Source organism: Candidatus Competibacteraceae bacterium (assembly GCA_016713505.1).
In the GTDB taxonomy this organism is placed as follows: Bacteria; Pseudomonadota; Gammaproteobacteria; order Competibacterales; family Competibacteraceae; genus Competibacter_A.
The window spans coordinates 216,972-235,651 of sequence record JADJPA010000001.1; the positions used below are offsets into that span (position 1 = coordinate 216,972).

General features: G+C 59.7%; 15 protein-coding genes. 5 read left to right on the forward strand and 10 right to left on the reverse strand.

Annotated features, from left to right (window positions below):
• Positions 1-10: 10 nt before the first annotated feature.
• A complete protein-coding gene (xth, locus tag IPK09_01190; protein ID MBK7982226.1) occupies positions 11-787 on the reverse strand; it encodes an exodeoxyribonuclease III in 777 nt (258 codons plus the stop codon).
• 655 nt (positions 788-1,442) lie between these two features.
• Between xth and IPK09_01195 the strand changes: the two genes are divergently transcribed.
• The 3 genes from IPK09_01195 (at position 1,443) to IPK09_01205 (ending at position 5,968) form a co-directional block, all read left to right on the forward strand.
• Complete coding sequence (locus IPK09_01195) at positions 1,443-3,512, forward strand: CHASE2 domain-containing protein (GenBank protein MBK7982227.1); 2,070 nt, start codon at positions 1,443-1,445, stop codon at positions 3,510-3,512.
• Positions 3,509-4,930 (forward strand): sigma-54-dependent Fis family transcriptional regulator, encoded by a 1,422-nt coding sequence (locus IPK09_01200; protein ID MBK7982228.1) that lies wholly within the window; start codon positions 3,509-3,511, stop codon positions 4,928-4,930. The genes IPK09_01195 and IPK09_01200 overlap by 4 nt, the downstream gene beginning before the upstream one ends.
• Before the next feature lie 153 nt (positions 4,931-5,083).
• Positions 5,084-5,968 carry a DUF1028 domain-containing protein gene (locus IPK09_01205; GenBank protein ID MBK7982229.1) on the forward strand — a complete coding sequence of 295 codons (885 nt, stop codon included), beginning with the start codon at positions 5,084-5,086 and terminating at the stop codon, positions 5,966-5,968.
• Positions 5,969-6,018: 50 nt separating this feature from the next.
• On the opposite strand, the gene phoU is transcribed toward IPK09_01205, so the two are convergent.
• From phoU to IPK09_01230, 5 genes are all read right to left on the reverse strand, one after another.
• The gene (gene phoU, locus IPK09_01210; GenBank protein ID MBK7982230.1) at positions 6,019-6,765 is read right to left on the reverse strand and encodes a phosphate signaling complex protein PhoU; all 747 of its coding nucleotides are present in this window, start codon (positions 6,763-6,765) and stop codon (positions 6,019-6,021) included.
• Between the two features lie 35 nt (positions 6,766-6,800).
• Positions 6,801-7,691, reverse strand: coding sequence for a phosphate ABC transporter ATP-binding protein (locus IPK09_01215; GenBank protein ID MBK7982231.1), 891 nt, complete (start codon positions 7,689-7,691; stop codon positions 6,801-6,803).
• Positions 7,692-7,733: 42 nt separating this feature from the next.
• On the reverse strand, positions 7,734-9,047 hold the full coding sequence (gene pstA, locus IPK09_01220) for a phosphate ABC transporter permease PstA (GenBank protein MBK7982232.1): 1,314 nt from the start codon (positions 9,045-9,047) through the stop codon (positions 7,734-7,736).
• Positions 9,040-10,419 (reverse strand): phosphate ABC transporter permease subunit PstC, encoded by a 1,380-nt coding sequence (gene pstC, locus IPK09_01225; GenBank protein ID MBK7982233.1) that lies wholly within the window; start codon positions 10,417-10,419, stop codon positions 9,040-9,042. The genes pstA and pstC overlap by 8 nt, the downstream gene beginning before the upstream one ends.
• 76 nt (positions 10,420-10,495) lie before the next feature.
• Complete coding sequence (locus IPK09_01230; protein ID MBK7982234.1) at positions 10,496-11,581, reverse strand: PstS family phosphate ABC transporter substrate-binding protein; 1,086 nt, start codon at positions 11,579-11,581, stop codon at positions 10,496-10,498.
• A gap of 211 nt (positions 11,582-11,792) precedes the next feature.
• Here IPK09_01230 and IPK09_01235 point away from each other — a divergent pair, with 211 nt between their 5' ends.
• Both IPK09_01235 and IPK09_01240 read left to right on the forward strand, forming a co-directional pair.
• The gene (locus IPK09_01235; protein MBK7982235.1) at positions 11,793-12,623 is read left to right on the forward strand and encodes an SDR family NAD(P)-dependent oxidoreductase; all 831 of its coding nucleotides are present in this window, start codon (positions 11,793-11,795) and stop codon (positions 12,621-12,623) included.
• A 95-nt stretch (positions 12,624-12,718) separates the two neighbouring features.
• Entirely contained in the window at positions 12,719-13,510 is a 792-nt protein-coding gene (locus IPK09_01240; GenBank protein ID MBK7982236.1) for a type I 3-dehydroquinate dehydratase, read from the forward strand.
• Positions 13,511-13,588: 78 nt separating this feature from the next.
• Here IPK09_01240 and IPK09_01245 read toward each other — a convergent pair whose 3' ends face one another.
• The 4 genes from IPK09_01245 to IPK09_01260 form a co-directional block, all read right to left on the reverse strand.
• A complete protein-coding gene (locus IPK09_01245; GenBank protein MBK7982237.1) occupies positions 13,589-15,877 on the reverse strand; it encodes a 6-phosphofructokinase in 2,289 nt (762 codons plus the stop codon).
• Between the two features lie 129 nt (positions 15,878-16,006).
• Positions 16,007-17,434 (reverse strand): potassium transporter, encoded by a 1,428-nt coding sequence (locus IPK09_01250; GenBank protein ID MBK7982238.1) that lies wholly within the window; start codon positions 17,432-17,434, stop codon positions 16,007-16,009.
• A 186-nt stretch (positions 17,435-17,620) separates the two neighbouring features.
• Entirely contained in the window at positions 17,621-17,761 is a 141-nt protein-coding gene (locus tag IPK09_01255; GenBank protein MBK7982239.1) for a hypothetical protein, read from the reverse strand.
• Between the two features lie 86 nt (positions 17,762-17,847).
• Positions 17,848-18,624, reverse strand: coding sequence for a ferredoxin--NADP reductase (locus tag IPK09_01260; protein MBK7982240.1), 777 nt, complete (start codon positions 18,622-18,624; stop codon positions 17,848-17,850).
• Between the last annotated feature and the right edge of the window lie 56 nt (positions 18,625-18,680).

Consider the following 18,680-nt stretch of genomic DNA (forward strand, 5'->3'; position numbering starts at 1 on the left):
GCTTGAGGTCTCAGTTGAGGTCGATGGCGAATTGGGCGATCACGGGCGCGTGATCGGACGGGCGTTCCAGCCGGCGCGGCGTTTTGTCCACGCGGCAACTCGTACAGGTTGTCGCCAATGCGGGATTGGCGAGAATATGATCGATGCGCAGGCCCCTGTTGCGGCGAAAGGCGCCAGCGCGGTAATCCCACCAGCTAAAAGTCTGTTCTTCTTGTGGAAACAAGCGGAACGTGTCTTGCAAATCCAAGCTCAGCAACCGCCGAAACGCGGCCCGCTCCGGTCCGCTGCATAAAATATGACCGGCCCAGGCGGCGGGATCGTGTACGTCGCGATCTTCCGGGGCGATGTTGAAATCGCCCAGCACCACCAGTTGGGAATGTTGGGTCAGTTCGGTCGTCAGCCAGTCGGCGAGGCGGTCCAGCCAATCGAGCTTGTAAGCGTATTTTTCGGAGCCGACCGCCTGGCCGTTGGGAACATAGAGATTCAAGATGCGCGCGCCGCCGACCGTCGCGCCCAAGACCCGTCGTTGGGGGTCATCCGATCCAGGTAGACCAGTCACAATGTCGCGAGCTGGCAGCCGGCTGAGAAGCGCCACGCCGTTATAAGTTTTCTGACCGGAAAATACGGCTTGATAGCCCGCTTCAGCGATGTCCAACGTCGGGAAATCCGCATCGGTGAGCTTGGTTTCCTGGAGCGCCAGCAGGTCGGGCTGTTCGGCGCGCAGCCAGTCCAGCACGTGCGGCAGGCGCACGTTCAAGGAATTGACATTCCAGGTCGCGATTTTCAGCATTGTGGGTCGGTGATCGGCGGTTGGTCGAAGATTATCACAGGCCGGGCCCGTTGGTTCGAGCGTTGGTTCCCGCTCCGGCGCTTTCGATCCGCGCTCAAGCAAGCATTTTTTCAACCCTGATTCCGGCAGGAGACGCCGCCGGGCTTCAAGATTCGATTTCTTGGCTTGGCGGACGACTGAATAGGGTCCATGCTGAGAATATCAAGTCAGTGTTTCGATAGTGGACTAACTTTATAAGGGTTGTTTCAGAGTGAACCCGCTCGGGTGGGACGCTATTCCCCAGTGCAGCCCTCCCTCTAGGACGAACGGCGCGAAAGCGCGCGATTGCGAACTAAATTTAAAGGCGCTCCAGCCGAGAAAGTTTGTGGGTTGGCCTGTCGGTACGTAATTTGCTCAGGACTTGACGGCGAGCGGGCGGCTTGCGCTAAGGTCTTTGAGTAAGGAGTTGGCCGCTATCTAAAATAGATTTTCAAATGAACTATTTTGATGGATTTCACCTAACACTGATCGACGCGGGATGATGCTGTTAAGACCTGATAGAAGAGATTTCGTTATACCAGCAAGCTAGTGCGGTCACTACCTGTTTTGCGGAAGAGCATGCGCCCGCGAGTCGGAGTAGCTTAAGTACCCGCTAGTATGGAATAAGAAGAGTATGTCCCTAATATCCCGGCCGATGGCAAGGAGCCTGCTCACTACCATCATCGCCGCAGGGTTGACCTTGGTCATCGCCAATCTGTCCTTTTTCTCGTTGATAGAGTTAAAAGGGCTGGATTTGTTATTCACTCTCCGCGGCGTTCGACCTCCGCCCAGTCAAATCGTCATCGTCGCCATTGATGAGCTGTCCTTGGCTGAGATAAAGCGACAATGGCCTTGGCCGCGCAGCACTCACGCACGCTTGATACGGCAGCTTGCTGAGGCGGGAGCTAAAGTGGTCGGGCTGGATATACTGTTTGCGGAGCCTTCCGAATCTCAGGAAGATAATGAGCTGGAACAGGCTATTCAGGAGACGGGAAACGTTGTATTGGTGAGCGCCTTGGGCGTTGTGAACGACCCGTTGTTTCACCTTACCACCCGTATCGATCCCCTGCCTGTTTTGGCCAAGGTGGCTGCGGTGGGCAGCCCCATCATCACCGTCGATGCCGATGGAGTCGTGCGCCGATCCCGCTTGCTCTCGCCTGGTCTGTCGTCTTTCGCGTTGCAGGTCGTCGGAAAGTATTTGTCGGCGCCGGAACGAAACGTATTGAGCAAACAGGATTTTTATAAGGAATTATTGATTGACTATCGCGGGCCTCCTCGAACGATAACCACGGTTTCCTACTATCAAGCGCTGGATTATAAGCGGCTGTTGCCGCCCGGAATCTTCGAGGACAAGATCGTTTTAGTGGGCCGCTCGCTAGAAACCATTCCAGAAGCCCAGCATTTGTCCGGCGATACTTTTTTTACGCCGTTTTCTTGGGTGTCGAGTAATGCGACCGCTGGGGTCGAGATTCAGGCCACGCTGATCAGTAATTTGCTGGAAGGCTCTTTTGTCAAGGAGCTCAGCAAGCTGTCACACACGATTTTAATAGTGGCCGTAACCTTGCTGTCGGGGTTGATCTTGGTTGTTTCAAGGCCAATCGTGAGTTTGCTGGCCATGGTTGCGATCACGGCCGTTTTGTGCGTGATCGCGCATGTGATTTTTACGGCGTTCACGGTTTGGGTGCCTATTGTTTCCGGCGCGCTAGGCATCATGCTGGTGTACGGCGGCCATTTGCTGGCGCGCTCCCTGGGCATGGAGCAGGAGCGCCGGCGGACCCTGGAAGAAGCCAACCGCACGCTGGAAGCCAAGATTACCGAACGCACTCAGGAGCTGACCGACGTCAACCAGCAACTGACTAACCGCAACCAACAGCTTGAGGTGGCCTACAAAGACCTGGCCCGCACCCAAGAGCAACTGATTCACTCAGAAAAAATGGCTTCGTTGGGTTTATTAGTCGCTGGAATTGCTCACGAATTGAACAATCCGATCAGTTTCGTGCATAATAACTTAGAGTTTATCGAAGAATACATCGAACGCCTCAGCAAAATCGTCTTGGCATATTCTAATTTGGATGGCCTAAACGGCCAAAAACGCCGTCACGGCGATAAACAAAAAGAAATTGCCAAATTCGATACCATAGAAAAAACGCTACAGGAGCTGATCGCCAGTTGTAGGACCGGCGCTGATAGAGTGAAGCAAATCGTGCTGGATTTGCGGACTTTTTCACGTACCGATGATCTGGGTTTGGTGATGGCGGATTTGCAAAGCGGTATCGAATCCAGCTTGAATTTATTATCGCGAGAACACAAGGATCGAATCACCATTCATCGCGAATATAACAGCTTGCCTCTCGTAGAATGCTATGCGGGTCAAATTAATCAGGTATTTATGAATTTATTACAAAATGCCGCCCAAGCAATTCCTGAAAGAGGCCAGGTTTGGATCAAAACAGAGTCTTTCAGCGATTGGGTTAGAGTAGCTATCAAGGACACCGGAAAAGGTATTCCCGCCAAGGATTTGGAGAGAATTTTCGATCCTTTTTTCACGACCAAACCTATTGGTGAGGGTACGGGCCTAGGGCTTAGCATTTCTTATGGGATTGTCGAAAAACACGGTGGCAGGATCACGGTCGCGAGTGCGTTGGGAGAAGGTACGGAGTTTGCGGTCGAACTGCCTGTGCACATGAGTAGGAAAATCGCATGAAACGCTATAAGCTGCTGGTCGTCGACGATGAGAAAGATATCTTACGAACCCTCACGCTGACTTTCGAGGAGGATTACGAGGTATTTACCGCTCGCAGCGGCATGGAGGCGTTGAGCGTGCTCGAACGGCAAGAAATCGCGCTGATTATGGCCGATCAACGAATGCCGGAAATGACGGGTGTCGAGCTATTGCAGAGGTCAATTCGTATCCGCCCTCATGCCATCCGCATTATTTTGACCGGTTATACCGATACGGTGGCGCTTATTCAAGCCATCAATAAAGGACACATTTATCAATATGTGACAAAGCCTTGGGACCGCCAAGAGCTGCGGATAACCGTCAAACGGGCGTTGGACAGCTACGAGCTTTGCATGGAAAACGAGCGTTTGCTTGCGGAGTTGCAAGCCGCTAACGAACAGTTGCGCGATGAAAACACCTTCATCAAGAAGGAACTCCATAAGGACCTGAAGTTTAGCGAGATCATCGGACACAGCTCGGCCATGCGCCGCGTGTTCGATCTCGTCCATAAGGTGATCGATACGCCCGTTACCGTGCTGTTGACCGGCGAAACCGGCACCGGAAAAACCTTGTTAGCCCGCTATATTCACTACAATGGTCCGCGCAAGGACAAGCTGTTCGTGGAACAAAACTGTGGAGCGTTGCCGGAAGCGCTGTTGGAGAGCGAGCTTTTCGGCCATAAAAAAGGCGCGTTTACCGGTGCCGTTTACGATCAGAAAGGCTTGTTCGAGGCTGCCGATGGGGGAACGGTTTTTCTTGATGAAATCAGCGAAATGAGCGCTCTGCTTCAAGTCAAGTTGCTGCAAGTTCTGCAAGAAGGGCGCTTTCGGAGAGTCGGTGATAATAGCTACCGACAAGTCGATGTACGTATTATTTCAGCGACCAATAAAGATCTGGATACGGAGATTAAAAATAATCGGTTTCGCTCGGATCTTTATTATCGAATTAACGTATTCCCCATTCATATTCCGCCTTTACGAGAGCGCTTGGAAGATATCCCGCTATTGGCGGATTTCTGTCTGAAAAAATATCGCCGGAAAATGCACAGCTCGGTCGGCAGTTTCAGCGAGGAGGTTTTGCATGAACTCAGCCGCTACAATTTTCCTGGTAACGTGCGAGAGCTGGAAAATCTCATCGAACGGGCAGTGCTCTTGAGTTCCGACGGGCAAGTTGAGATAGGGGACTGGCTGCCTCAACCTTGCTACAATCCAGGAGTGAGTTCCCGAATGGAAAAAATGGAGCGTTCGGAGATTATCCGGCTTCTGGAAATCCATCACGGCAAGCATCATTTAGTGGCCAGGGATATGGGGATGAGTCGTACGACGCTGTGGCGGCGTCTGAAATATTATGGAATCCAGATTACGGAAGAAGCCAGTATTTCGGGAAGAACGGCCCCCTGATGCCGTTTTTTGGTTTTTTTGAGCGCTTGCCGACAGTCTGACCACGTTCGCGATCTGTCCTGAATTCCGTGCTGTCGATCCCATTGCTCTGGTCCGGCGCGGTGGCGACAGCGCTGTATCCTCGGTTTGGTTTCCTTGCGTGGAGGGTGCGTCATGACGTTTTCCATCGTCGCCTTCGACCCCGCCAACGGCGATTTGGGCGTGGCCGTGCAGTCCAAGTTTCCCAATGTCGGTGTGTCGATTCCGTTTGCCAAGGCAGGGGTAGGGGCGGTGGCGACGCAAGCGTACTGCAATACCGGCTACGGGCCGCGCGGGTTGGCGTTGTTGGCAAATGGCGCGGCGCCCCAACAAGCCATCGAGATTCTGACCGGGAGTGATGAACAGCGCGATTACCGTCAGGTCGGGATCATCGACGCCCGAGGCCGCGCCGCCAGTTTTACCGGCGCTCAGTGCTTCGACTGGGCCGGCGAATCGCAGGGCCGTTGTTGTGCCGCGCAGGGCAATACCCTGGCCGGGCCGGCGGTGGCGCAGAACATGGTGAGGGCCTTCGAGCAGGGGCAGGGGGCGCTGGCCGAACGCTTGCTGGCGGCCCTGCACGCCGGGCAGGCCGGCGGCGGCGACCGGCGCGGCCAGCAGTCGGCGGCGCTCTTGGTGGTGCGGGCCGGCGGCGGTTACGGCGGTTTCGACGATCGTTATGTCGATATTTCGGTGTATGACCATCCGAGCCCCATCGTCGAATTGGAACGTTTGTACGCCATCCATCGGCTGACGTATTTCCGCAGCGACCCCCACAATCTCGTGCGGATCGATGGCGCCATCGCCAACGAGCTGCAACAGATCCTGCACGCGCGCGGCTTTTATCAAGGTGTCGTGACCGGAGTTGCCGATGACGCCACCCGTAAGGCCCTGCGCGATTTCATGGGTTGGGAAAACTACGACGAGCGTATCCGAGAGGATGATCTGATCGATCTGGAAGTCCTGGCGGATCTGCGCGAAAAACACGCGCTCTGGCTGAAAGCGCACGCTCGTAACGGCTAGCCGAACCAGCAAGCAGCCACGCCGCCGGTCGGGCGTGCGGCGGGCGGCGGTTATTCCCGCGCTTCCTCGCCGTCTTGCGCCAGCGTCAGAATGGTGTTCATGTCGATGTTGCGGCGCTGTTGGATATTTTTGCCCTCGACCAGATACACGATGTGCTCGGCGATGTTCTTGCAATGATCGCCGATCCGCTCCAGCGCCTTGATGATGAAGACCACGTTGATCGCGTGGCCGATGGTGCGTGGATCTTCCATCATGTAGGTGATCAGCCGCCGCAATGCGGATTGAAATTCCTGATCGAGTTCGTCGTCGTTGTTGATGATGGCCAACGCCTTTTCCACATCCAGCCGGGCCAGCGCGTCGAGGCTGTCGTGCAGCATGTCGCCTGCCAGTTCGGCCATCAATCGGACATCGCGCAGCAGTTTGGGGCTGGGTGGGCTGCTGACGCCATCGTAGATATGGAGCGTCATCCGGGCGATTTTCTTGGCGCTGTCGCCGATTCGCTCCAGGTCGGTCACGGTGTTGGCCAGCGACATGATCATCCGCAGGTCGCTGCCGAGCGGCTGGCGCAGCGCGATGATGCTCACGCAATCTTCGTCCGCCTTGACTTGCAGGCCGTTGATGATCCGGTCGCGGGCGACCACCTCGCGGGCGGCGTTTGCGTCTTCCTCATCCAGCGCGGTCATGGCGCACTTGATTTGATCTTCGACCAAGCCACCCATTTCCAGCACCATGTTGCGGAGGTTGGCGAGCTGAACATCGAACTGTTTGACAGTATGAGCCTCGTGACTGATGGCCATGGTGGGAGTCTCCGGTGTCAGGCGCGAGATCGGGATCAGCCGAAGCGGCCCGTGATGTAATCCTCGGTCAGCTTGTGCCGGGGGTTGGTGAAAATCTGATCGGTGTCGCCGATTTCGATCAGATCGCCCAGATGGAAATAGGCGGTGCGCTGGGACACCCGCGCCGCCTGCTGCATGGAATGGGTCACGATGACGATGGTGTAGTTTTCCCGCAATTCGTCGATCAGCTCCTCGATCTTGGCGGTGGCGATGGGATCGAGCGCCGAGCAGGGTTCGTCCATCAAGATCACCTCGGGGTTGACCGCGATGGCGCGGGCGATGCACAGCCGCTGCTGCTGGCCGCCGGAGAGGCTGGTGCCCGGCTCCAGCATCCGTTTTTCGACCTCCTTGATCAAACCGGCCCGCTCCAGGCTGTCGCGCACCAACTGATCGAGTTCGGCCTTGTTGTTGACCATGCCGTGTATGCGCGGCCCGTAGGCGACGTTCTCGTAGATGGATTTGGGGAACGGGTTGGGTTTCTGAAACACCATCCCGACCCGCGCCCGCAGTTGTACGACATCGATCTCCTTGGCGTAGATATCATCGTCGTCCAGCTTGATCTGGCCGGTCACGCGGCAGGAGGGAATGGTGTCGTTCATCCGGTTCAGACAGCGTAGGAAGGTCGATTTGCCGCAGCCGGAGGGGCCGATGAAGGCGATGACTTCATGAGCGCCGATGTCGAGGCTGACTTCCTTGATGGCGTGCTTTTGACCGTAATAGACGTTGACGTCCCGGCACACCATCTTGGGATTGTCCACGGTGATCTTGCCGACGGTTTGCCGGTTGTCGTAGTCGGTGACCTGAATGCCGGCGCTCTGCCGGATCGGCGCGGTCCGGTTCAAGGCCCCGTTCAAAGCGGTCTGGGTGTCGATGGCGGTCGTGCTCATAAGCGAGAAATCCTTGGGTGATTGAGGGCGAAGCGGCCGAGCCTACCAGCGTCGCTCGAAACGCTTGCGCAAGAGGATCGCCAGCCCGTTCATCAGGATCATGAAGGCCAGCAGCACCATGATCGCCGCCGAGGTCCGCTCGACGAACGCCCGCTCCGGCAGATCGGACCAAAGGTAGATCTGCACCGGCAGCACCGTGGCGGGATCGAGGAAGTTCTTGGGCACATCGACGATGAAAGCCACCATGCCGATCATCAGCAGCGGGGCCGATTCGCCCAGGGCGCGGGCCATGCCGATGATCGATCCGGTCAACATGCCGGGCATCGCCAGCGGCAAGACGTGATGGCCGACCATTTGCAGCTTGGACGCGCCCATGCCCAGCGCCGCTTCGCGGATCGACGGCGGCACCGAGGTCAGCGCGGCGCGGCCGGCGATGATGATCACCGGCAAGGTCATCAAGCTCAGGACCAAGCCTCCGACCAGCGGCGCGGAGCGGGGCAGGCCGAAGAAGTTGATGAACACCGCCAACCCCAGAAGACCGAACACGATCGACGGCACCGCCGCCAGATTGTTGATGTTGACTTCGATGATGTCGGTCCAGCGGTTTTTGGGCGCGAACTCCTCCAAATACACCGCCGTCGCCACGCCGATGGGAAACGACAGGAAAAACGTGACCAGCAGCGTGAAAAACGAACCCATCAAAGCGCCTCGGATGCCGGCCTGTTCCGGCTCGCGGGAATCGCCGTTGCGGAACAATACGGTGTTGAAATGGCGTTCGATTTTGCCGGCGGCTTGCAACTGGTCGATCCATTCGATCTGGTTGTCCTTGATCGGACGGTTCGCCTCCTCCAAGCCGCGGTCGATGTTGCCCTTGACGAAGGTGTCCACGGCGGCCGAGGCCAGCAGCCACACCTCCTGTCGCGCGCCGATCAGTTGCGGGTCGGCCGCAACCCGCCGTTGCAGGTCGTAGGCGGCGTCGGTGCTGACCAAGGCCGACAGCGCCCGCAAGGGCAGCCGGCCCTCGACGGTGGGGAAGGTCTGGCGCAAGCCGGCGCGGACCAGCGCGCCGTAGTCGGCGCCGGCCAAGGCTTGCGGGTCGCGCTTGCCGTCGGGGTCGAGCGCGGCCGCGTCGAAGTGGATCGGCACTTGGATATAGGTCTGCCAAAAAGCCGGCAACCCCTTGCTGATGATGTTGGCGAACATCAACACCACGAAGGCCAGCCCCAAGCTGATCGCGCTCAAGCCGTACCAGCGGAAGCGCCGCTCGGCGGCGTGGCGGCGGGCGAGGCCGGCGTTGACGATGGTTTTGATGTCGCGCTCGCGCGGCGCGCCGTCTTGGGAAGTCGCCTTATTCATACTGTTCCCGATATTTGCGCACCACCCGTAGGGCGATGATGTTGAGGATCAGCGTCACCACGAACAGCACCAAACCGAGCGCGAAGGCGGCCAAGGTCTTGGGGCTGTCGAATTCCTGATCGCCGGTGAGCAGGGTGACGATCTGCACCGTGACCGTGGTGACCGCCTCCAACGGATTGGCGGTCAGATTGGCCGACAGGCCGGCGGCCATCACCACGATCATGGTTTCGCCGATGGCGCGCGAGATCGCCAGCAGGATGCTGCCGACGATGCCGGGCAAGGCGGCGGGCAGCAGCACGCGGGTGATGGTTTCCGATTTGGTCGCGCCCAGCGCGTAGGAGCCGTCGCGCATCGACTGCGGCACGGCGTTGATCACGTCGTCCGACAGCGAGGAGACGAAGGGAATGATCATGACGCCCATCACCAAGCCGGCGGCCAGCGCGCTTTCGGAAGCGACGTGCAGGCCGACGGCGGTCCCGATTTCGCGGATCAGCGGGGCCACGGTGAGCGCGGCGAAAAAGCCGTACACCACCGTCGGAATGCCGGCCAGAATTTCCAGCGCCGGCTTGGCGAAGGCGCGAAATTTCGGGGTGGCGTATTCGGATAAATACAGCGCCGACATCAAGCCGACGGGTACGGCGACCGACATGGCGATCCCGGAAATCAACAAGGTGCCGGCGAACAACGGCACCGCGCCGAACGCCCCGGACGATCCGACCTGATCGGCGCGCAAGGCGGTTTGCGGGCTCCATTGCAGGCCGAACAGGAACTCCGAAACCGGCACTTGGCGGAAAAACAGCAGCGATTCGAACACCACCGACAGCACGATGCCGAGGGTGGTGAAAATGGCCACGGTCGAACTGGCGATCAGGAATAGCTTGACCGCCCCCTCGACCCGGTTGCGAGCGCGCAGCCCAGGCGAGATGGCCCGCCAGGCGTAGGCGATCCCGGCGATGGCCAGACTCAACACCACCACCCACAAGGCGGCGTTGCCGGTGGCCCGCCACTGCCGGTAACGTTCGGCGGCCTCGACCATGACCGGATCAGAGGCGCTGGAGACGAAGTTGCCGCCGACCAGATTTTTGAGGTCGTTGACCACTAAATTGAGCCGGTCGGGTGGCAGATCGCGCAACTCCGGCGGCAGGCCGGCCACCACCCAATTCACCAAGAGGTTGGGTTGCGCGGCGGCCCACAGCGCGAAGATCAAAAGCGCCGGCAAGCCGCACCACAGCGCCGTGTAGAAGCCGTAGAAGCTGGGCAGGGAATGCAGGTTGCGGATGTGGCCGCCCGCGACCGCAAACGCGCGCCGGCGGCCGATGTAGTACGCGCCGGCGCTCAGCAAGAGCAGCGTGAAGAGCAAGAAAGGCTGCATGAGGCTCCACCCAAACACGAAAGCGCCACCGGCGGCCGAGGATTCAGCGCGCGGGCGACGCGGGAAACAATCGGAATTAAGGCTTCAGGGGCTTGAGGCTGTTGGCGTCGGTCGCGACTTGCTTGCGTTTGGCGTCCGGCAGCGGAATCAAGCCTTTGCGACCGAGATAACCGTCGTCGCCGACCGCCTTCTCGCTGGTGAGTTCGGCGATGAATTCCTTGATGCCGGGGATCACGCCGACGTGCGCCTTTTTGACGTACACGAACAGCGGCCGCGACACCGGATACTTGCCGTCGGCGATGCTCTCGAACGCGGGCGCGACGCCGTTGATGGTCTCGCCCTGAATCTTATCGAGGTTTTCCTCCAGGAAGCTATAGCCGAACACGCCGAGCGCGTTGGGGTTGGCGACCAGTTTGTTGACGATCAGATTATCATTCTCGCCGGCCTCGATGAAGGCGCCATCCTCGCGCACCGTCTGGCAAGCCGCCTTGGCTTTTTTCTCATCGCTCTTTTCCAGCGCCTTGACGGCGTCGAATTCCTTGCAGCCGTGATCCATCACCAATTCGACGAAGGCGTCGCGGGTGCCGGAGGTCGGCGGCGGTCCCAACACTTCGATCTTGTTGGCCGGCAGCGCCGGGTTCACGTCCTTCCAGGTTTTGTTAGGGTTGGCGACCAGTTTGCCGCCGGCGTCCGGAACCTCCTTGGCCAGCGCCAGCCAGATATCCTTGATGGTCAGCGGCATCGGCTGGTTTTTCTTGGAGGAGGCCAGCACGATGCCGTCGAAGCCGATGTTGATTTCGACGATGTCGGTCACGCCGTTCTTGGCGCAGGTTTCGACCTCGGACTTCTTGATGGCCCGCGAGGCGTTGCTGATGTCGGGATGCTGGACGCCGACCCCGCCGCAAAACAGCTTGAAGCCGCCGCCGGTGCCGGTCGATTCGACCTTCGGGGTCTTGAAATTGGCGTTGGCCTTACCGAATTGTTCGGCGACGGCCGTCGTGAAGGGATAAACCGTGGACGAGCCCACGACGCTGATATAGTCGCGGGCGGACTGGGCGTAAGCCGCGCCGGCCAACGTCAAGGCCGCCGCCACGGCGAACGCAAGGGGGTGCTTGATCACGAAAAGCCTCCGACAACAGTTCGTTAGCAATAAAAAACGCATCGGTGCCCGCTCGATCTTAAGGAATCAACCGGAAACCATGCGCTGAAAGTACAATGCGATGGCGGCTTTTATATGGCATTTATATGACAATTTTATTGCAATGCGGAATCCGTGTCGTTTAATTTTATTAAGTTAATGAATTTGCTTTAAAAAAATAAACAATTGATTCTAATGAACGCATTCGGCCGAAACGGCGGTGGACGCTAAAACCATTTTGATTACCGGCTGTTCGTCGGGGATCGGCCATTGCGCCGCGCGGGGTTTGCAAGCGCGCGGCTGGCGGGTGTTCGCCTCGGCGCGCCAACCCGAGGATCTGGCGCGGTTGCAGGCTGAAGGTCTGGAAGCGCTCGCGCTGGATTTACGCGATTCCGATTCGATTCAGAAGGCGGCGCTGGCGGTTTTGGAGCGGACCGGCGGACGGTTGGACGCGCTGTTCAACAACGCCGGCTACGGCCAGCCCGGCGCGGTGGAGGATGTGAGCCGCGCGGCGCTGCAAGAGCAATTCGAGACCAACGTGTTCGGAACTCACGAACTGACCAACCAGTTCATCCCGATCATGCGCCGGCAGGGCGGCGGGCGGATTCTCTACACCAGTTCGGTGTTGGGGTTGGTGGCGTTTCCCTATCGGGGCGCGTATGTCGCCAGCAAATTCGCCTTGGAGGGACTGGCCGATACCTTGCGCCTGGAGTTGGCTGGAACCGGAATCCATGTTTGCCTGATCGAGCCGGGGCCGATTCTCAGCCGGTTTCGCGATAACGCCCACGCGGCTTACGGGCGGCATCCGCCGGATGAAACCAGCCCGCATCGCCCGCAGTACGCCGCGCTGGAGTCGCGACTGACCAAGACCGGTCCGACCGCGCCGTTTACCCTGCCGCCGGAAGCGGTGTTGAAACGGGTGATTCACGCCCTAGAAAGCCCTCGGCCGCGCGCGCGCTATCCGGTGACGGTCCCGACGTATCTGTTCGCCGCGCTGCGTCGGCTGTTGCCGGCGCGGACGCTGGATGCATTACTGAGACGCGCGGGCGGCGAAGGACGGCGATGAGGGAAAGCGCGCCGCCGAACTCGTTTGCCAACAGCGGGGTTGATGACTAGGTTGTTTCTATCTCCAAATCGAGAAGGCGTAAGCCCGAATCCACGATGGCATTTTCAAGACCGATCACACTCAAACACAAACCGTTCGTTTCGGAACAAGAACCTCTGATTTGCACGCCGTTGGTCGGAACTGACGAGGTTGAGATTCACCGCGAACTGGCCGCGATTCTGCCCAAGCGACCGGACTTGCTGGAATGGCGGGTCGATTTCTTTTCGGACATCGCCGATACCCGCCGGGTGGTGGCGCTGGGTCAAGAGATCCAACGACGGGCGGGCGCGATCCCGCTCATTTTCACTCGGCGCTCGATTCGTGAAGGGGGCCAGCCGATCCCGCTGGACGAGGATCAGGTTTTCGAGTTATATGCCGCCGTCTGTGGTGCGGGCTGCGCGGATTTATTCGATTATGAATTGAGCGTCGGACCACGCCATTTTCAGCAGGCTGCGGCCCTGGCCAAAAATACGGGTTGCCGCTTGATTGCGTCCTACCACAATTTCCAGGAAACGCCGGACGCCGCCGCACTGATGGCGAAGTTCGCCGCGATGGAGCAAGCGGGCGCGGATGTCGCCAAGATCGCGGTCATGCCGAAGGAATTGCGGGATGTGTTGACCTTGCTCGACGCGACGCTGACGGCGCGCAAGACCCTGTCGTTGCCGATCATCAGTATGTCGATGGGCGCTTACGGCGCGCTCAGCCGCTTGTTCGGCTGGATGTTCGGCTCCTCGGTCAGCTTCGCGGTCGGCGAGCAAAGCTCCGCGCCAGGCCAAATCCCCATCGAGCAAGTCAACGCGGTGGTGGCCGTTCTCCAACAGGCGTTGAAGGGCGATGGCCGCGTTTGACCGAGAGTGGGCGCGGTCGGACCCATCTTGCGGCGAGGCGCGGAGGGTGACGCGCCTCGTTCCCATCATGGCGCTATTTTATTCGGCCGGTGCGCCATCCGGAAGCATCAGATCCGCGCAGGGCGTCGCGCGCGCGCTGTCCGCGAGCTCGCCGGGCTGCCGCGCCATGGCGCGCACCATCGGACGCAGCGCCATCCACCACTGCTCCTTGGGCCGCCGGTTAGCCCAATCGACCATGTCCGCCATTTGCTTGAGGGGAAAAATGGTGACTTTGCCCTCTGACAGGCCGACAAACGCGCCTTCGGTCGATTTCCGCTCCAAGGATTCGATCAGATAGTCGATGCAGCGCGCGGCCAGACGGGTCGCCAGAATCCGGTCGAACGGCGAGGGCGTGCCGCCTTGCTGGGTGTGTCCCAAGATCGCTTGGCGCACGTCGAAGCGGCCTTGACTTTCTTCCTCGAATAACCGGCTCAGAAAATCGGTGGTGTAACGGGGGTTGGCGCGCTCGCTGCGGATGGCCAGATAGAGCCGCCGGCCGCCGAGAAAGCTGGCGACCATCTCTTCCACATCGACTTGCAGAGCCTTGAGGGTGATGCCTTCTTCGTTCAGGTAGACCCGCTCGGCGCCGCCCGCCAAGCCGCTGATCAGCGCCAGATAGCCGCAGAAGCGGCCCATGGTTTCGACCACGAAGCAGCGCCGCGCCGCCGTGGCCGACTGTTTGATCCGGTCGAGCGCTTCGACGATGACGTTGAGCGCCGTATCCGCGCCGATGCTCAAATCCGAACCGGGCAGGTTATTGTCGATGCTGGTCGGCAGGCAGATCATGGGGATCTTAAAAGCGGGGTAGCGTTCCTGCTCGCGGTAGAGTTCGTAAACCGCCTTGTAGGCCGCCCAACCGCCGATGACCAGAAGGGCGTCGATATTTTGCGTCTCCAGCGCGCGGCCGACCGAATAAAATTGTTCGAGCGTCGGAATCCGGCGGTTGGTGCCCAATTCGGCGCCGCCCAAAGCGGTCCAGCCTTCGACCCCGCCCCAGGTCAGCTCCTCTATTTTGCCGTCGATCAAGCCCTGGAAGCCACCGCGCACGCCGAGCATGAGATGGCCGCGGTCCAAGCCGAGCCGCACGGCGGCGCGCACGGCGGGATTCATGCCCGGCGCCAATCCGCCGGCGTGGATGATCGCCAGCCGCCGCGGTCGGGCCGGCGGGGCCACGCTCGGCATGGCCTCAGCCATCCGCTTGAACATCTGGGACATTTCGGTAAAGCTGCCGCCCCGCAGCGCCATCGCGCCGGCATAATCGCCAGAGGCGATTTTTTGGGCGACGCTGCGGGTTTTTTGCACGCACTCCATCAGGGGGGCGCGGTCGATGCGGTTGTAGCGGATGCCGATCATCTGCGGCTCGCTTTCGGGAGTGGCGGACAGCACTTCCTCGACGGCGGCGTAACCGAGCAGAGTGCTCATCCAGCGGTCGAAGGCGCTGGGCGTGCCGCCGCGCTGGACATGGCCGAGGATCGTCACGCGGGTATCTTCGCCGAGCCGTTCTTCCAACACCTGACGCACGTAATCGGCGCCGATCGGCTTTCCTTGGCGGTCGCAAGCGCCTTCGGCGACCACCACGATGCTGTCGCGCCGGCCGGCGGCTCGACCGTGGCGCAACAGCTCGCACATCTGGGCTTCCCAGCCTTCGGGCGGGGGGTTCTCGGGGATCAGCACGTAGTCGGTGCCGCCGGCGATGGCGCTCATCATGGCCAAGTAACCGCAGTGGCGACCCATGACCTCCACCACAAAACTGCGCTGGTGGCTGGCGGCGGTACTAGTGATGGCGTCGATGGCTTCGATGATGCGGTACAGGGCAGAGTCGGCGCCGATGGTCATGTCGGTGCCCACCATGTCGTTGTCGATGGAGCCGACCAAGCCGGCGATCATCAAGGCGGGGTGGCGTCGGGCGGTCGCCTCGTCGATATCGCCGTTTTTCAGCAGTTCCGCCACCAGTTCCGGCCATTCCCGGCGAAAGGTATCCGCGCCGGTCAAACTGCCGTCGCCGCCGATGACGACCAGCCGGTCGATGCCGTGTTGAAGTAGGTGACGGGCGGCGCGCAGGCGGCCGGCGCGCTCGCGAAATTCGGCGCTGCGGGCGGTGCCGATCACCGTGCCGCCCCGGTGCAGGATGCTGCCGACGTCATCCCAGGCCAGCGGCCGGATGCGGTCGCCGCCTTCCACCATGCCCTGGTAGCCTTCATAGACGGCATATACACCGGCGCCGAAATGCAGGGCGGTACGAACCACCGCGCGCACCGCCGCATTCATGCCCTGGGCGTCGCCGCCGCTGGTCAGGACGCCGATACGTTTCTGAACGATGCTGTCCATGTGTCGTTATGCCTCGCTGGTCGATGGAGCGAAAAGCTTAATGGATGCCGGCAACAAATCGAGTACCCAAAATTTAGTAGCCATTCGGGCGATTTGGGCGGCTGGCCCGGAAAAACACCATAACTTCTGTCATTTCCAGAAATCCGGCAGGAACAGCAATAACAGCGGGAATACCTCAAAGCGTCCGATCAGCATGGCCAGGGACAGCAACCAGGTGGCGGTATCGTTGAGCGGAGCGAAACCGACGGCTGTTTCCCCCAGACCGATGCCCATGTTATTGAGGCAACCCGCGACGGAACCGAAAGCCGTCACCAGATCCACGCCGGTCGCGGTCAGCGCCAGCGAGAAGAAACAGTAGCTGAAGACATACAGGTAATAAAACCCCCAAACCGCCTGCATCACCCGGTCGGAAACGGGTTGGACGCCCAGCTTGACCGCGATCTGGGCGGACGGGCGGATCAAGAGCCGCGCTTCACGCACGCTTTGCTTGTAGAGCAGCAGAAAACGGATGGCTTTGATGCCGCCGCAGGTCGAGCCGACGCAACCGCCGAAAAAGCTGCCTAGCAACAGCAAAAGCGGCACGAAAATCGGCCAGTCCGCCGGATAGCCGATGGTCCCGAGCCCGTTGTCGGTGATTACTGAGGCCGTCTGGAAAAAGCCGTGGTAAAAGGCTTCCCACGGCGAAAACTTGCCGCTGAAGTACAGATAAAGACAGGCCGTTGCGATGATGGCTCCAAATACCACCATGCAGAATCGAAACTCAGGGTCCCGGAAGATGGCCTGGAGGCTGCGCGCCCGCCACGCCAGAAAAAACAGGGCAAAGTTGATCGCTGCCACAATCGAGAAAAAGCCGGCGACCAGTTCGATGGCCGGGCTGTTGAAATAGCCGATGCTGGCGTCGTGGGTCGAGTAACCGCCGAGCGCCAGGGTCGCGAAACTGTGGCAGAGCGCGTCGAAGAAATTCATGCCCGCCACCCAGAACGACAGCGTGCAAATCACGTTCAGCGCCACGTAAATGACCCAGAGGTTCTTGGCGGTTTCGGTGATGCGGGGGGTCAGTTTTTCATCCTTCATCGGCCCCGGTGTCTCGGCTTTATAAAGCTGCATTCCTCCGACCCCGAGCATCGGCAACAGAGCCACGGCCAGTACGATGACGCCCATGCCGCCGAGGAAATTCAGTTGCGCCCGGTAATAGACGATGGCCTTGGGCATGGCATCGAGGCCCGACAGTACGGTGGCGCCGGTGGTGGTCAAACCGGATACCGTTTCAAACACCGCATCCACCAGCCGCATGTGCGGGTTGGTGGACAGCATGAACGGCAGCGCGCCGATCAGCGACAGCAGAAACCAGAAAGCCACTACCACGGCGAAGCCGTCCCGATTGCGCAGGTCGGGCTTGTAGCGGCACACCGGCAACCAGCACAGCAGGCCCAGGCCCAACATGGTGCCCATCGCTTTCGCGAAAGGCAGCACGACCTCATAACCGTCGTACCACCACGCCACCCCCATCGGCGGCAGCATGGTGGTGCTGAACAGGATCATCAGTAAGCCGACCATGTATAGCGCTGTCTTGAGCGGCGAGCGCCGGTTTTCGACCCGCCACTTTTTCCAGTCGACCGCCGCCCGGTGTGGTGGCGGTTCGGTCACGACCGGCCGGCCCGGTTTATAGGAAGCGCCGGCTGGCGGCAGGCTGATTTCACGTTGCGGGTCCGCATCGATTTCTTTCACGCGCAGGGCTCTCCATCACTTCCAAAAGTCTGGCAGAAATAGCGGTAACAGAGGAAGAATTTCCAGTCGCCCGACCGACATGGCCAGCGACATCAGCCAGAGAGCGGTGTCGTTCAGCACGCTAAAACCCGCCGCTTCGCTCGAACCAGCGCCCATGTTATTCAAACAGGCCGCTACGGCGCCGAAGGCCGTCCCCGACTCCACGTGCCACTGAACAGCATCTAAAGAGGGCGAGGCGTTTCCTATTTTTCTACAAAAGCCCGTTCGATCACATAATGGCCGGGTTCGCCGATGTGGGGCGAAATCACGAAGCCCCGCTCGTTGAGAAGCGCGCAGCTATCTTTCAGCAACCCCGGACTCCCGCAGACCATCACCCGATCCCGCGCGGGATCGAGCGGGGCCAGATCAAGGTCCGCGAACAATTTGCCGCTCTCGATCAGATGGGTCAGCCGCCCCCGATTGTGGAAGGGCTCGCGCGTCACGGTCGGATAGTAAAGAAGTTTTTGCGCGATGAGTTCCCCTAGAAACTCGTTCTTCGGTAGCTCCTCCTTGATGAAATCGGCATAGGCCAATTCGCTGATATGCCGGACCCCATGCACCAGCACGATCCGCTCGAAGCGTTCGTAGGTGTCCGGGTCCTTGATGATGCTCAAAAACGGCGCCAGCCCCGTGCCCGATCCCAGCAGGTAAAGTTGTTGGCCGGGCAGCAAGTCGTCGATGACCAAGGTGCCGACCGGCTTGCGGCCGACCAGGATCGAATCGCCCTCCTTCAGGTGTTGCAGCCGAGAGGTGAGCGGACCGTTGCGGACCTTGATGCTGAAAAATTCGAGGTGTTCCTCGTAGTTGGCGCTGGCGATGCTATAGGCGCGCGTCAGCGGGCGGCCGTCCACTTCCAGGCCGATCATGACGAAATGGCCGTTGCGAAAGCGCAGCGCCGAATCCCGGGTGGTTTTGAAGCTAAACAGCGTCTCGTTCCAGTGATGGACCTGGAGGACGCGTTCGACATTGAAAGCTTGCATGAGTGAGTCGCCAAAAATCGACTGCCCAGCAGGTTGTGGCAACCGGCTGGGCACGT

Bases quoted from the DNA above. Each gene is read 5' to 3' on its own strand.
- IPK09_01240 (MBK7982236.1), top strand. From the start codon at position 12,719: ATGGCATTTTCAAGACCGATCACACTCAAACACAAACCGTTCGTTTCG.
- pstA (MBK7982232.1), bottom strand. From the start codon at position 9,047: ATGAATAAGGCGACTTCCCAAGACGGCGCGCCGCGCGAGCGCGACATC.
- IPK09_01230 (MBK7982234.1), bottom strand. From the start codon at position 11,581: ATGCGTTTTTTATTGCTAACGAACTGTTGTCGGAGGCTTTTCGTGATC.
- IPK09_01215 (MBK7982231.1), bottom strand. From the start codon at position 7,691: ATGAGCACGACCGCCATCGACACCCAGACCGCTTTGAACGGGGCCTTG.
- IPK09_01260 (MBK7982240.1), bottom strand. From the start codon at position 18,624: ATGCAAGCTTTCAATGTCGAACGCGTCCTCCAGGTCCATCACTGGAAC.
- IPK09_01195 (MBK7982227.1), top strand. From the start codon at position 1,443: ATGTCCCTAATATCCCGGCCGATGGCAAGGAGCCTGCTCACTACCATC.
- IPK09_01245 (MBK7982237.1), bottom strand. From the start codon at position 15,877: ATGGACAGCATCGTTCAGAAACGTATCGGCGTCCTGACCAGCGGCGGC.
- phoU (MBK7982230.1), bottom strand. From the start codon at position 6,765: ATGGCCATCAGTCACGAGGCTCATACTGTCAAACAGTTCGATGTTCAG.
- IPK09_01200 (MBK7982228.1), top strand. From the start codon at position 3,509: ATGAAACGCTATAAGCTGCTGGTCGTCGACGATGAGAAAGATATCTTA.
- IPK09_01205 (MBK7982229.1), top strand. From the start codon at position 5,084: ATGACGTTTTCCATCGTCGCCTTCGACCCCGCCAACGGCGATTTGGGC.
- IPK09_01250 (MBK7982238.1), bottom strand. From the start codon at position 17,434: ATGGTCGGCTTACTGATGATCCTGTTCAGCACCACCATGCTGCCGCCG.
- IPK09_01255 (MBK7982239.1), bottom strand. From the start codon at position 17,761: ATGGGCGCTGGTTCGAGCGAAGCGGCGGGTTTTAGCGTGCTGAACGAC.
- pstC (MBK7982233.1), bottom strand. From the start codon at position 10,419: ATGCAGCCTTTCTTGCTCTTCACGCTGCTCTTGCTGAGCGCCGGCGCG.